General features: G+C 61.2%; 11 protein-coding genes. All 11 read right to left on the reverse strand.

From position 1 onward, the window contains the following. Positions 1-36 precede the first annotated feature (36 nt). Positions 37-1,143, reverse strand: a complete 1,107-nt coding sequence (gene leuB, locus DRF71_RS09320) for a 3-isopropylmalate dehydrogenase (RefSeq protein WP_112310308.1) — start codon at positions 1,141-1,143, stop codon at positions 37-39. 69 nt (positions 1,144-1,212) lie between these two features. Next, positions 1,213-3,927, reverse strand: coding sequence for a methionine synthase (gene metH, locus DRF71_RS09325; RefSeq protein ID WP_112310309.1), 2,715 nt, complete (start codon positions 3,925-3,927; stop codon positions 1,213-1,215). Then, positions 3,924-4,964, reverse strand: coding sequence for a homocysteine S-methyltransferase family protein (locus tag DRF71_RS09330; protein WP_112310310.1), 1,041 nt, complete (start codon positions 4,962-4,964; stop codon positions 3,924-3,926). The genes metH and DRF71_RS09330 overlap by 4 nt, the downstream gene beginning before the upstream one ends. A gap of 99 nt (positions 4,965-5,063) precedes the next feature. After that, on the reverse strand, positions 5,064-6,110 hold the full coding sequence (locus DRF71_RS09335; RefSeq protein WP_112310311.1) for a flagellar basal body P-ring protein FlgI: 1,047 nt from the start codon (positions 6,108-6,110) through the stop codon (positions 5,064-5,066). A 77-nt stretch (positions 6,111-6,187) separates the two neighbouring features. Next, positions 6,188-7,093, reverse strand: coding sequence for a flagellin (locus DRF71_RS09340; protein ID WP_157971010.1), 906 nt, complete (start codon positions 7,091-7,093; stop codon positions 6,188-6,190). A gap of 95 nt (positions 7,094-7,188) precedes the next feature. Further along, positions 7,189-8,643 (reverse strand): flagellar hook-associated protein FlgK, encoded by a 1,455-nt coding sequence (flgK, locus tag DRF71_RS09345; RefSeq protein ID WP_112310313.1) that lies wholly within the window; start codon positions 8,641-8,643, stop codon positions 7,189-7,191. Positions 8,644-8,649: 6 nt separating this feature from the next. Next, positions 8,650-9,975, reverse strand: a complete 1,326-nt coding sequence (locus DRF71_RS09350) for a flagellar hook protein FlgE (RefSeq protein ID WP_112310314.1) — start codon at positions 9,973-9,975, stop codon at positions 8,650-8,652. Between the two features lie 97 nt (positions 9,976-10,072). Further along, positions 10,073-10,882 carry a flagellar motor protein MotB gene (locus DRF71_RS09355; RefSeq protein WP_112310315.1) on the reverse strand — a complete coding sequence of 270 codons (810 nt, stop codon included), beginning with the start codon at positions 10,880-10,882 and terminating at the stop codon, positions 10,073-10,075. Positions 10,883-10,991: 109 nt separating this feature from the next. Next, positions 10,992-11,690, reverse strand: a complete 699-nt coding sequence (gene dnaQ, locus DRF71_RS09360) for a DNA polymerase III subunit epsilon (protein ID WP_112310316.1) — start codon at positions 11,688-11,690, stop codon at positions 10,992-10,994. Continuing rightward, positions 11,683-12,285, reverse strand: a complete 603-nt coding sequence (gene coaE, locus DRF71_RS09365) for a dephospho-CoA kinase (protein WP_112310317.1) — start codon at positions 12,283-12,285, stop codon at positions 11,683-11,685. The genes dnaQ and coaE overlap by 8 nt, the downstream gene beginning before the upstream one ends. Beyond that, positions 12,282-13,121 (reverse strand): shikimate dehydrogenase, encoded by an 840-nt coding sequence (locus DRF71_RS09370; protein WP_112310318.1) that lies wholly within the window; start codon positions 13,119-13,121, stop codon positions 12,282-12,284. The genes coaE and DRF71_RS09370 overlap by 4 nt, the downstream gene beginning before the upstream one ends. Positions 13,122-13,192: the final 71 nt, after the last annotated feature.

Raw genomic sequence — 13,192 nt, forward strand, 5'->3', positions numbered from 1 at the left:
CCCTGGCAACAGGCCGATTTTTGTCTGTCCCTGAGGTCAGAGCGTCTCGTTCAGCGCGGCGATGATAGCATCGCCCATAGCGGCGGTGCCGATGGGCGAGCCGCCCTCCGGACCAAGCAGATCGGCGGTGCGCAGACCATCGGCCAGCACCTTTTCGACCGCCTTTTCGACGCGGGCAGCCTCATCTCCCATGTCAAAGCTGTAGCGCAGCGCCATGGCAAAGCTGAGGATGCAGGCAATCGGGTTCGCCTTGCCCTGGCCCGCGATATCGGGGGCCGAGCCGTGAACGGGTTCGTACATCGCTTTCGGACGGCCATTCGCCATCGGCGCGCCAAGGCTGGCCGAAGGCAGCATGCCAAGCGAGCCGGTCAGCATCGCGGCGAGATCCGACAGCAGGTCGCCGAACAGGTTGTCGGTCACGATCACGTCGAACTGCTTCGGCCAGCGGGTCAGCTGCATGGCGCCGGCATCGGCATACATATGGCTGAGCTCAACATCCTGGTAATCGCGCTGATGCACCTCGGTGACAACATCACGCCACAGGATGCCGGATTCCATCACATTGGCCTTCTCCATCGAGCAGACCTTGTTGTTGCGGCGCCGGGCCAGCTCAAACGCCGATTTCGCGACACGGGCGATCTCGGATTCGGTATAGCGCTGCGTGTTGATGCCGACGCGCTCATTGCCTTCCTTGAAGATGCCGCGCGGCTCGCCGAAATAGACACCGCTCGTCAGCTCGCGCACGATCATGATGTCGAGGCCGGCCACCACATCGCGTTTCAGCGACGAGAAATCGGCCAGCGCGTCAAAGCATTGTGCCGGGCGCAGGTTGGAAAACAGATCCATTTCCTTGCGCAGACGCAGCAAGCCGCGCTCGGGCTTCACGCTGAAGTCGAGCTTGTCATATTTCGGGCCACCCACGGCGCCAAGGAGAACCGCGTCCACCTCTTGCGCCTTCGCCATGGTGGCGTCGGTCAGCGGCGTGCCGTGGGCGTCATAGGCGCAGCCGCCGACCAGATCCTCGGACACATCGAAATGGATGCCGCGGGCCGAGCCCATCCAGGAGATGACTTTTTTCACCTCATCCATGACTTCGGGGCCGATGCCGTCACCGGCAAGGATCAGGAGGGAGGGGTTGGCCATCGGGGCGCTCCGTTTGAATGGGGTCGGCAGGGGGGCTAGCCGATGCCTGACCCCTGGTCAAGATCGGGCCTATTCCGCTGCCAGCTTTGCCCCATTATCCGGCGTATAATTGAGGATCGGCGCCAGCCAGCGCTCAGCCTCGGCGAGGTCCATGCCTTTGCGGGCAGCGTAATCCAGCACCTGGTCGCGCTCCACCCTCGCCACACCGAAGTAATAGCTGGACGGATGGCCGATATAGAGGCCCGAGACCGAAGAACCCGGCCACATCGCCATGCTTTCCGTCAGCGTGACGCCGGTATTCGCTTCGGCATCAAGCAGGCGGAACAGGGTGAGTTTCTCGGTATGATCGGGCTGCGCCGGATAGCCGGGGGCAGGGCGGATGCCGTCATAGGGCTCGCCGATCAGCTCATGCGGCTGGAAAGCCTCAGCCGCGCCATAACCCCAAAGGGTTTTGCGGACACGTTCATGCAGCATTTCGGCCATGGCCTCAGCATAGCGGTCGGCCAGCGCCTTGACCATGATCGAGCCGTAATCGTCATTGGCGCGTTCATATCGCGCGGCGATTTCAGACTCTTCGGGGCCGGCCGTTACCACGAAACCGCCTACATAGTCGGGCGTACCTTCGGGCGCGACGAAATCCGACAGCGCCACATTCGGGCGGCCATCGCGCTTGGTCGTCTGCTGGCGGAGCGTGTGCAGCATCGCAAGCGTCCCGGCGCGGTCATCGCCGGTATAGAGCCGGATATCGTCGCCAATGGCATTGGCCGGCCAGAAACCGACCACTGCGCGCGGGCGGAACCATTGCTCGGCGATGATCCGCTGCAACATCGCCTGGGCGTCAGCAAACAGCTGGCGCGCGGCTTCGCCCTGCTTTTCGTCCTCCAGAATGCGGGGATAAACGCCTTTCAGCTCCCATGTCTGGAAGAAGGGCGTCCAGTCGATATAGCGCGCGATTTCCGCAAGATCCCAGTCTTCGATCACCCTTGGGCCGGTGAACCCCGGGGCAGGGGGCGTATAGCCGGTCCAGTCGATTTTGAACGCATTGGCGCGGGCGGCCTCCAGCGGCAGCCGCTTTTTCGCCAGTTCGGCGCGCTCGTGACGCTCGGCCACTTCGACATATTCGGCCTGGATCGAGGCGATATAGGGATCCTTCTGCGTCTCGCTCAAAAGCTGGCTGACCACGCCAACCGCGCGGCTGGCATCCAGCACATAGATCGCCTGGCCCTTATGGTAGCGTGGCGCGATTTTCACCGCCGTGTGCACCTTGGAGGTCGTGGCACCACCGATCAGCAGCGGGATGTTGAACCCCTCGCGCTCCATCTCGGATGCCAGATGCACCATCTCATCAAGGCTGGGGGTAATCAGGCCGGAAAGCCCAATGACATCAACCTGTTGTTCCTTTGCCACCTCAAGAATTTTCTGCGGCGGCACCATGACGCCAAGGTCGATGATCTCGTAATTGTTGCAGGCCAGCACGACGCCGACAATGTTCTTGCCGATGTCATGCACATCGCCCTTCACCGTTGCCATCAGCACCTTGCCGGCGGCCTGACGAACGGAGCCCCCCTGCGCGGCCTTTTCCTCCTCCATATAGGGGAGGAGGACGGCGACCGCCTGTTTCATCACCCGCGCCGATTTCACCACCTGCGGCAGGAACATCTTGCCGGCGCCGAAAAGGTCGCCAACCACATTCATTCCCGCCATCAACGGGCCTTCAATCACATGCAGCGGGCGCTCTGCCTGCTGGCGCGCGACCTCGGTATCCTCTTCGATAAATTCGGTGATCCCGTTTACGAGCGCATGTGCGAGACGTTTTTCCACCGGCCATTCGCGCCATTTCAGATCGCGAACCTTCTCCTCGCGCGCGCCGCCCCGGAATTTTTCCGCGATTTCCAGCATCCGCTCGGTCGCGTCGTCGCGGCGGTTGAGGACAACATCCTCGCAGGCCTCACGCAACTCGGCCTCGATCTGGTCATAGACCGCCAGCTGGCCCGCATTGACGATGCCCATATCCATGCCGGCCTGGATCGCGTGGTAAAGAAAGACGCAGTGCATCGCTTCGCGCACCGGCTCATTGCCGCGGAAACTGAACGAGAGGTTGGAAACGCCGCCCGAGATATGACAATGCGGCAGGTTCTGGCGGATCCAGCGCGTCGCCTCGATGAAATCAACGCCGTAATTATTGTGTTCCTCTATGCCGGTGGCGACCGCGAAAACGTTCGGATCAAAGATGATATCTTCCGGCGGGAAGCCAATTTCCTCGGTCAGGATGCGGTAGGCGCGGGCACAAATCTCGGTCTTGCGCTGGAAGGTGTCGGCCTGGCCGGTTTCGTCAAAGGCCATCACCACCACGGCGGCGCCGTAAGCGAGGCAAAGGCCGGCGTGGTGGCGGAACTGGTCTTCGCCCTCTTTCAGGCTGATCGAATTGACGATCGGTTTGCCCTGGACGCATTTCAGCCCGGCCTCGATAACCTCCCATTTCGAGCTGTCGATCATCACCGGAACGCGGGCGATATCGGGCTCGGACGCGACGAGGTTGAGGAATTCGACCATCGCGGCTTTGGAGTCGATCAGGCCCTCATCCATGTTGATGTCGATGACCTGGGCGCCGTTTTCGACCTGATCGCGCGCCACATCCAGCGCCGCCGCATAGTCGCGATTGGTGATCAGTTTGCGGAATTTGGCCGAGCCGGTGACGTTGGTGCGCTCTCCGACATTCACAAAGGGAATATCGGGGGTGAGGACGAAAGGCTCCAGCCCCGAGAGACGAAGATAGCGGTTCATTTCCGGACCTCGCGCGGTTTGTGGCCTTTGACGGCTTCGGCAATCGCGCGGATATGGTCGGGCGTGGTGCCGCAGCAGCCACCGACCACATTGACAAGGCCGTCACGGGCGAAAGTCGCGATCTGGGCGGCGGTTTCCCCGGGGCCCTCGTCATATTGGCCAAAGGCATTGGGCAACCCGGCATTGGGATAAGCGCAGGTATAGGTCTCGGCCACGATGGAAAGCTCAGCAAGATGCGGCCGCATCGCGCTGGCGCCAAGCGCACAGTTCAGCCCGATGGTAAAGGGTTTCGCATGACGCACCGAATGCCAGAAGGCGGTCGGGGTCTGGCCGGACAGCGTGCGGCCGGAAGCATCGGTGATGGTGCCGGAGATCATCACCGGCAAGCGCTTACCCTGTTCGGCAAAGGCGCTGAGGCAGGCAAAGATCGCGGCCTTGGCGTTCAGCGTATCGAAGATCGTCTCGATCAGGATGATATCGGCGCCACCCCGGATGAGGCCCCGGATCTGTTGGGCATAAGCCTTGTGCAGGTCATCGAATGTGACGGCGCGGTATCCGGGATTGTTGACATCGGGGCTGATCGAGGCGGTGCGGTTGGTCGGCCCGACCGCGCCGGCGACAAAGCGAGGCTTGCCATCAATGGCCGTTGCCCGATCCAGCGCGCGCCGGACGATGCGGGCGCCTTCGGTATTGAGATCATCGACCGCAGATTCCAGGGCATAATCGGCCTGGGCAATGGTTGTCGCTGAAAAGGTATTCGTCTCGACGATATCCGCGCCCGCCATAGCGTAATTGAAATGGATCTCTTCAATTGCCTCTGGCTGGGTCAGGATCAGAAGGTCATTGTTGCCCTTTTGCGGATGATCGGAATGATGCCGACAGGCGCCGCCGGAGCCGTGACCGGTATAGTCATCTTCAGAAAGCCCGAGGCCCTGGATCTGGGTGCCCATCGCACCGTCCAGCACGAGGATCCGCGCTTGTGCGGCAGCTTCCAATACGGCGAGCGCAGGCGAGGCGGGAAGGATGAAACTCTGCATTTGTCCGCTATCCGTGGTTCGCGCGGACCATAGGTCAGTATTATTCTGTTGTGAAACTCATAGTTTTGAGAAAAATTATGAGTAATATCGAATATCTTTCTACTGAATGACTAATTCCGCATGCAAGGCCCCTGCGGCATGGATGCTCTTGAGAATGTCGATCATATCATGCGGTTGCACCCCAAGAGCGTTCAGCCCGGCGATCACTTCTGACAGGCTGGTGCCACCGGGCACCTCTGCAAGGCTGGTTCCATCGGTGGTAATCTCGGCATTGCTTCTTGGCACCACGACCGTCTCACCTTCGGCAAAGGGGTTGGGCTGGATCGCAATCGGATATTCCTCGACGCGCAGGGTGAGATTTCCTTGCGCCACTGCGACACGGCTGATGCGGACATCGGCCCCGATGACGATTGTACCCGAGCGCTGATCGACCACCACCCGCGCCCTGGTCGCCGGATCAATCCGGATGCTCTCGATCCGCGCGATGGCATGGGCAGGGGAGCCACCGCCAATCCGGCTAAGGTCAAGGGCAACCGTACCGCCATCCAGCATGGTTGCCGAACGCGAACCGAACTCCTGGTTGATTGCCCGTTCGATCCTGGCGGCAGTGGTGAAATCTGCCGATTTCAGCGCTAGGCGCAGTACAGAGACCTGGTTGAAATCGAAAGAAACCTCACGCTCCACCCGCGCGCCGGAGGGAATCGTACCGGCAGTCGGCACTCCCTGAACGACCCGCGCCGCGTTCCCCTCTGCCGATATGCCCCCAGCAATAATCGTTCCCTGCGCCACAGCGTAAATCTGCCCATCGGCGCCGTTCAGAGGTGTCATCACCAGCGTCCCGCCCAGCAGGCTTTTCGCATCGCCAATGGCAGAAACGGTTACATCAATCCGGGCCCCCGCCCTGGAAAAGGGAGGCAAAGTCGCTGTCACAAAGACGGCTGCAACGTTTTTTGGGCGCGACGCCTCACCAACGACATTGACGCCCAGTCGCTCCAGCAGGTTGGCCATGATCTCTTCGGTAAAGGGCGAATTCCTTATGCCGTCGCCGGTTCCGTTCAGGCCCACAACCAGGCCATAGCCAACCAGATCATTGCCCCTGACCCCATCAATCTCGACAAGGTCCTTTATGCGTACCGGCTGAGCCATCGCAGGGGCGGAAATCGTGAGAATGAGGGTCAGCAGTGCCAGCCCGTTAAAGAACGTGCGGAGAAGCGGGGACAGTCTCACCGAAGATATCCCGTCAGGCTAAGTTGCGACAGACGGCTGGTGATGGCGTAAAAGGCATCCAGCCTGCCCTCGATATCTTTCAGTCGCACAGATGCCTCATAGGGATCGGCCTCGGTCAGGCTGTTGCGAGCCAGAGAAAGCGCTGATTTTTCTGCAGAATTCCGGCTTTGTGCCTGTGATAGCTGCTGTTCGACCGTTCCGATCCGCCCCGAGAGAACGGTCCGCGCCTCCGACGAGCTGAAAAGATCCTGTCCAGCAGTCAACGCCAGGGCAGAACGTGCAGTGTGGTCGCCATCCAGCAGCCCACGGTCAAGCAGCGCAACCTTTGCTATGCCTGCCAGAGTATCGCGAATGGCCGGATCAAGCGCAGTGAAGGGAAGTGTCGCCATTTCCCCTGGCGCCACTGTGAGCCCGGCGCGCGCCTGCCCTCCCGAGTAAAGAGCCTCGTAACCTGTGCTGCCGCTGAACCAGGCGTCAATCTGGTCGGACAGATCCTCGACATCCGTAACACCGGCGATGGACACCTCAAGCGCCGCAAGGATGGTCTCGGCGTCGGGGAGGGCCGAACGATCAGATGCGTCCCCGCCAAAGACCGATTTATCCGCGAGACGGGTGTTCAGCGCGGTGATGGCGGTGTTGAAGTCCCGCGACCCCGTAGAGGTGATGGCCGAAAGCTGCGCCGCAGTCGCGCCACTGGTTGTACGCAAAAGGTTGGTACCGAGTTCGGTCGCCGCGTCGGAGATGACGGTGAGCGCGCGCTGCATTGTCTCACCCATCAATGTGAGCTCGGTCGTGGCCGCAGCGAAACCCGACAGCCGCGCGAGCGCGTGGTCTGTGGCCGCCAGGGCAGAGAAATCACCGCGCAAAGCTTTACCCTGATCAGTGAGCCTGCCCGTGGTCATTTCCTGCGTTGCCTTTTGCAGACCGGCCCGAAGTTCAGCAGATTGTCTGAGAAGCGCCGGTGTCAGAAAGGGGTTTGAACTGATGCGTTCCATGGTCAAAGTCCCAGCAGAGTTTTGATCATTTCATCCACGACCTGAATGACCCGCGCATTGGCGGCGTAGTTCTTTTCGATCACCAGCAATGACTGGAGTTCCTCATCAGTATTGACGCCGGAGGCCGCCTCGATATCGGAAAGCGCGGTATATCTGGCGGCAGTATAGGTCTGCTCTGTCTCCTGCGTGACGCGCTGGGACGAGGTCCGGGACAGGATCGCCGAGGCCAGGCCGGCAAGACTTCTGGTCCCGCCCGGAATCGGCGACGCAATCGTGCGGCTCGAATTGACTGCCGAGGAAAGTGCATTGAGCAAGGTGGAATTGCCAACAGGACCCGTCGTAACAGCACCAAGGCCGTCCCGCAGTTTTGAGACATCTCCGCCCTGTCTGGGATCGACGGCGGCATTCAGCGTGATGCGCGAGGCCAGACCGATCTCATCCGCCGGGTCAAAAGCAAGGCCACCATCGGTAAAGAGGCCCGGTGCGCCGGCGATCAGAGTGGGGTCGAGACCTGCAGCGCTGAACCTTTCAACCAGGTCGCGCGCCATGGCATCGAGCATGGCCTGACCTTCGACGGCCAGTTCATCGCGCACCGCGAACAATGCGCCGAGTTCGCCCCCGAGGATCATGCTTGCACTGCCCGAAGTGGCCATTGGCTTGCCGTTGATTGTCAGCCCGTAGAGGCCGCCACTCGCCTGGGTCATTTCGGGAACGATTGTATTAACCTCGGTAAAGCCGATGGTTGGGGCGCTGCTGTCAAGGAGAACCGCCCCCCCGGCGGTGATCAGCGCCACCTGATTGCCATCCCGCGCCATTTCTTTGACCGGAACGATACTGGCTATGCTGTCGATCACCTGCTGGCGCTGATCCATCAATGCAGAAGCATCCCGACCGGACCCGCTATGGCTGGCGATCATCCGATTCAGCTCCTGAACCTGCTGCAGGCTGGAATTCAGGCTTTCCACCGCAGACGCGATGGCTTTTTCCGCCTTGAGGCGCTCGGCCTGAACCGCATCGCTTGCATCGTTCAACCCGGTGGCAAGGGCCCTCGCCGCTGTGACCGCTGCGCTGAGGCGTGCCTCGGATTCGGGGTGGCTCGCCGCTTCGAGCAGGGTCGCGTCCAGCGTATTCACGCGCGACACAAGAGATCCCAGCGTCTCGGTCGTGCCGATGATCGATTCCAGCCGGCTGAGAAAGCCGGCTTTCGTCGCGCTTTCGCCGGCCGCTGCCTGGGCGCCGCGCCGGTCATTGATCAGATAGAGATCGGCATGGCGGGTGATGCCGACCACCCGCACACCCTGGCCTGAGCCGCCAAGGCTCAGCGCGGAAAGGGAGACCGAGCGGCGCGCATAGCCCGGTGTCGTGGCATTGGCGACATTGGAGGACACCGCGTCGGCCTGGCGCGAGGTGGCGGTCAGTCCGGTCAGCGCGGAATTAAGGGCCGAGGTGATGCTCATTTTGCCTTACCGTTTGATATTGGTGGTTTCCTGCAGCATTTCATCGACGGTCTGGATGACCTTGGCGTTCGAGGAATAGGCACGCTGCGTCTGGATCAGCGAGGTCAGCTCGGCCGCGACATCGGTGGTGGAGCCTTCACGCGCATAGCCCTCGACCGAGCCGGTCGGACCATCACCGGCATCCCAGAGGAAGAAGGATCCCGATTGCGGCGAGACCTGATAGGTCTGGTTGTGCAGCGAGATCAGCCCATTGGGATTGGGCACATCGACCAGCGGGATCTGGTAGAGCACACGGTTGAACCCGGTATCATAGGTCGCGATGATATAACCGTTCTGATTGATCTCGACCGTGGTGAGATTGCCGACCGGAGAGCCATCTTTGGTGATCTGCACCGGTGCAAAATCATCGGAAAGCTGGGTCAGACCATTCGGATCACCGACACGACCGATGGCAACACTCATCGGGCCGCCGGCCACGGTCAACGGCAGGGTTCCGGTAGCCCCGTCATAAGCCGGCCAGGCAGGAACCGCCGGAACCGCTGCAACGGTCGCCAGCGTACCACCAGCGGCGCGGGAATCATCAAATGTCAGAACATATTCCCCGATGATCCCATTGTTGCTGGCCGAATCGCGGATCACCATGGTCCAGGTGTTCGAGGGCGCGCTGCCTGTCGCCGGCACCGTCGGCGTGAAAGTGAAATCAAGCGATTCCGATGTGCCAAGATTGCCGAAATATTCGATCGCGAAGGGCAGGGGATCGCCGGTGGCACCGGCCTCGGTCCCCGTGGCGGGAAGGTTCACCCCGGCGGTGATCTGGGTCGTCGGGTCGCCGGCGGTCTGGTTCGCATTGATCACGACCGGCACCAGCCCCGCGATGGTATCGCGCGGGAAAACCGGGATCGAACCATCCGAAGTTGCCGGCCAGCCCATAAGAACCAGGCCGGATTCGGTTTTCAGCACGCCGTTCGCATCGGTCCGGAACGAGCCGGTCGTGGTCATAAGCAGCGCCCGGTCAACCGAATTGGTGCCCAGCGACACCTCATTGATCACCGGCAGCATGCCCCGCCCGGAAACCGCGATATCCAGCGGATGCGAGGTACCGACAAGGCCGCCGCGCTCCTCGATCAGGCGCATGGTCGAAGCCCGAACCCCACCCGCCGAATAGGTGCCGGAGCCGCGATTATTCGTGATCACCATGCTGGAGAATTCAGCATGGGCACGCTTATAGCCGAAAGTGCCTGAATTCGCGATATTATCGGAGATGGTAGCAAGCCTGGTCGCATTGGCGCTGAGCCCGGCTACGCCGGCATTGAGCGCGGAAGAAATCGTCATCAGTCGCACCTTTCTTCTGAATGAGCTTGCGACAGACTTGACCGCCAGGGCTGAATTTTCCGCTAACAGATAAAATTGTAGCGATTACCCGTTCGGGCTATCTGTCCGTACGCAAAAGGACGATTTCGATCCGGTTGTTGCGCCGCGCGGCAGGATCGGCCACGGCAGGCTTGCGGTCGGCAAAGCCGCCGATCCGGCTGAAGCGGGTCGCCGGAATGCCGGATTCCTGCAAGAGGCTGCGCATCGCACGGGCACGGCCGGCGGTCAGTTCCCAGCCGGGATTTTCAACCAGAGTAACGGGATAGCTTTGCACATAGCCATTCACCGCGAGGCCATTGGCGGTCAGATTGAGCACCTCGGCCAGCATTCCGGCAAGACGTATGGTCACCTGTTGCGGCTCGACCGTGTTGCCCTTGAACAGGGTCGCATCATCGAGGTCGAAAAGCTCGATCACCAGGCCTTCATCGGTCACCCGGGTGACGACATGGCGCATCAGCTGTTCCATGGTGCGGCTTTCACCGCCACGGTCAAACAGTGCCTCTTCAACGGTTTTCATCGCCTCGGCCTGGGCCTTTTCCTCTGCCTTGCCAGAGCCGGCCTGGCTGGCAAGGCCGCCGCTGCCATTGGCAACCCGCTCTTCCTCGGAAAAAATCGATTCGCCGCCCAGCGTGCCATCACCGCCACCCGAAACCGGGCTGAGCGGGATCGACGGATTGAAATAATCCGACAGCCCCTTGCGTTGTTTCTCTGTCGTCGCATTCAGCAGCCACATCAGCAGGAAAAACGCCATCATTGCGGTTACGAAATCCGCATAGGCAACCTTCCAGGCGCCGCCATGATGGCCGCCACCCGAGATAACTTTCTTCCTTTTGATGATGACTGGCTGAGCATTGCCTTGCCCGGCCATCCCGTCACCCTTTCCACTCACCCGGGGCCAGGATGTCAGGTCGGAATGAAGAACGCCTTAAAGTGCTGTTTTTTAGGGAATAGTCCTGAAAATGCCCGGATTGCCGGGCTCAGCTGCGTTTGCGCCAGATCGCGGCCTCGCCCAGTTTCGCGATGAAAGCCTCATGTGCGGCCAGTTCCGCCTCGCTGATCCGGGGCGACAGCGCATTTGCGCGCGGGCGGGGGCGCCAGTCATCGCTGATCTGAGCGCCGCCGGCCGGACTGCCCACGCGGGTCGGCGCCAGCACCAGATCGGGCTGCCGCCCGCCGACCAGCTCCAGATAGACTTCTGCTAGGATTTCACTGTCGAGCAGCGCGCCATGTTTCTCGCGCCGGGAATTGTCGACGCCGAAACGCCGGCAAAGCGCATCGAGCGAGGCGGGCGATCCCGGAAAGCGCTGCCGCGCCATTGCCAGCGTGTCGATGGCCCTGGCCCAGGGGATCTCACCCAGACCCATTCGTTTCAGCTCATAATTCAGGAATTTCATGTCGAAAGCGGCGTTATGGATCACCAGTTTCGCGTCACCGACGAAATCGACAAAGTCCTGGCCGATCCGCGCGAAGACAGGCTTGTCGCTGAGGAATTCTGTGCTCAGCCCGTGCACCTCGAAAGCGCCCTGCGGCATATCGCGTTCGGGGTTGATATATTGGTGATAGACCTTACCGGTGGGGAGGTGGTTGAACAGCTCCACCCCGCCGATTTCGACAATACGGTCGCCCTGTTCGGGGTCAAAACCGGTAGTCTCGGTATCAAGGACGATTTCACGCATTTTCCGCCGCCATTCCTTCGCGCAGATGCACGATCAGCGCCAGTACATAGGCGCGGGTGCTGTCGATTGACAGGGTCTCGACGATATGGGTGGCACGGGCGCGTTTCTCGTGATCTGGCATCTGGCGCGACAGGATCAGGTCGAGCTGAGCCTCTGTCATGCCCGGGCGGGCGAGGACCCGGGCGCGTTGCAGGCCCGGCGGTGCAGTAACCAGAAGTGTTGCATCACATTCCGCGTCAATGCCTTTTTCAAACAGAAGCGGCACATCCAGCAGCACGATATCGCTGGCAGCAGAGGTCAGGAATTGGGCGCGGTCATCGGCAACCAGCGGGTGGATCAGGCTTTCCAGCCCGGCAAGCCGCGACGGATCAGCCGACAGCAGGGATTTGAGTGTTTCACGGGAAACACCCTTATCCGAGACCGCCTCGGGAAAGGCATTGGCCAAAGCTGCGGCCCCTTTACCGCCCGGCGCATAAAGGCGGTGCACGGCGGCATCGGCATCCCAGACCGGGATCCCGGCTGCAGAAAACATCGCAGTCGTGGTCGATTTTCCCATGCCGATGGAGCCGGTCAGGCCGAGACGGAAAGCCTTCATGCCTGTAAGACCGCGAGACGGGTTTCCTCATCCACCACCGGGCGTTTCCCGAACCAGCGCTCGAACCCCGGCACCGCCTGGTGAAGCAGCATCCCCAGCCCGTCGACCACGGTGCAGCCGCGCTCTTCGGCCTCGATCAGCAGATTGGTTTTCAGCGGTGCATAGACGATATCGGTGACAAGACAGCGCGGGTTGATCCGGTCCAGATCGACGACCAGATCCGGCTTGCCGGTCATGCCAAGCGAGGTGGTGTTCACCAGCGTCGCGCAATCCTCGATCATTTCACCCACATGGGTCCAGTCCCAGACCACAACCTTGGCGCCGAAATCCGAGCGCATCGCCTCGGCCCGGGGGCGGGTGCGGTTGACGATGCGGATCTCGGGCGCGCCGACCTCGATCAGTGCGGCAACGACCGCCCGCGCAGCCCCACCAGCGCCCAGCACGGCGGCGGGACCGGCTGAGGGCTCCCACCAGGAGGCATTCTGGCGCAGATTGGCGATAAAGCCCGAACCGTCGGTATTATCGGCGTGAATCTTGCCATCCTTGCGGAAGATCAATGTATTGGCCGCCCCGATCAGCGCCGCGCGGTCGGTGATGATATCGGCGATCTTCAGGATCGCCTCTTTGTGCGGGATGGTGATATTGGCGCCGACAAACCCCATTTGCGGCAGGGTACGCAGCACATGCTGCAGATCCTGGGGTGCCACATCCATCGGGATATAATGTCCCGCCAGGCCATAGCGTTTCAGCCAGTAGCCATGCAGCGCCGGGCTGCGGCTATGCGCAATCGGGTGGCCGATCACACCGGCCAGCGGGATGCGCGGATGGTCAGTCATGCGGGAATATCCCCTCTCAGCGAAAGCCAGTTCAGCAATGGCAGCAGTGGCAGGCCCAGAATCGTGAACCT

Source organism: Pseudogemmobacter bohemicus, from assembly GCF_003290025.1.
In the GTDB taxonomy this organism is placed as follows: Bacteria; Pseudomonadota; Alphaproteobacteria; order Rhodobacterales; family Rhodobacteraceae; genus Pseudogemmobacter; species Pseudogemmobacter bohemicus.

What these genes read in the sequence shown, in the direction of transcription:
- leuB (WP_112310308.1), bottom strand. Translation starts at nt 1,143, where the DNA reads ATGGCCAACCCCTCCCTCCTGATCCTTGCCGGTGACGGCATCGGCCCC.
- metH (WP_112310309.1), bottom strand. Translation starts at nt 3,927, where the DNA reads ATGAACCGCTATCTTCGTCTCTCGGGGCTGGAGCCTTTCGTCCTCACC.
- DRF71_RS09330 (WP_112310310.1), bottom strand. Translation starts at nt 4,964, where the DNA reads ATGCAGAGTTTCATCCTTCCCGCCTCGCCTGCGCTCGCCGTATTGGAA.
- DRF71_RS09335 (WP_112310311.1), bottom strand. Translation starts at nt 6,110, where the DNA reads ATGGCTCAGCCGGTACGCATAAAGGACCTTGTCGAGATTGATGGGGTC.
- DRF71_RS09340 (WP_157971010.1), bottom strand. Translation starts at nt 7,093, where the DNA reads ATGACCACGGGCAGGCTCACTGATCAGGGTAAAGCTTTGCGCGGTGAT.
- flgK (WP_112310313.1), bottom strand. Translation starts at nt 8,643, where the DNA reads ATGAGCATCACCTCGGCCCTTAATTCCGCGCTGACCGGACTGACCGCC.
- DRF71_RS09350 (WP_112310314.1), bottom strand. Translation starts at nt 9,975, where the DNA reads ATGACGATTTCTTCCGCGCTCAATGCCGGCGTAGCCGGGCTCAGCGCC.
- DRF71_RS09355 (WP_112310315.1), bottom strand. Translation starts at nt 10,882, where the DNA reads ATGGCCGGGCAAGGCAATGCTCAGCCAGTCATCATCAAAAGGAAGAAA.
- dnaQ (WP_112310316.1), bottom strand. Translation starts at nt 11,690, where the DNA reads ATGCGTGAAATCGTCCTTGATACCGAGACTACCGGTTTTGACCCCGAA.
- coaE (WP_112310317.1), bottom strand. Translation starts at nt 12,285, where the DNA reads ATGAAGGCTTTCCGTCTCGGCCTGACCGGCTCCATCGGCATGGGAAAA.
- DRF71_RS09370 (WP_112310318.1), bottom strand. Translation starts at nt 13,121, where the DNA reads ATGACTGACCATCCGCGCATCCCGCTGGCCGGTGTGATCGGCCACCCG.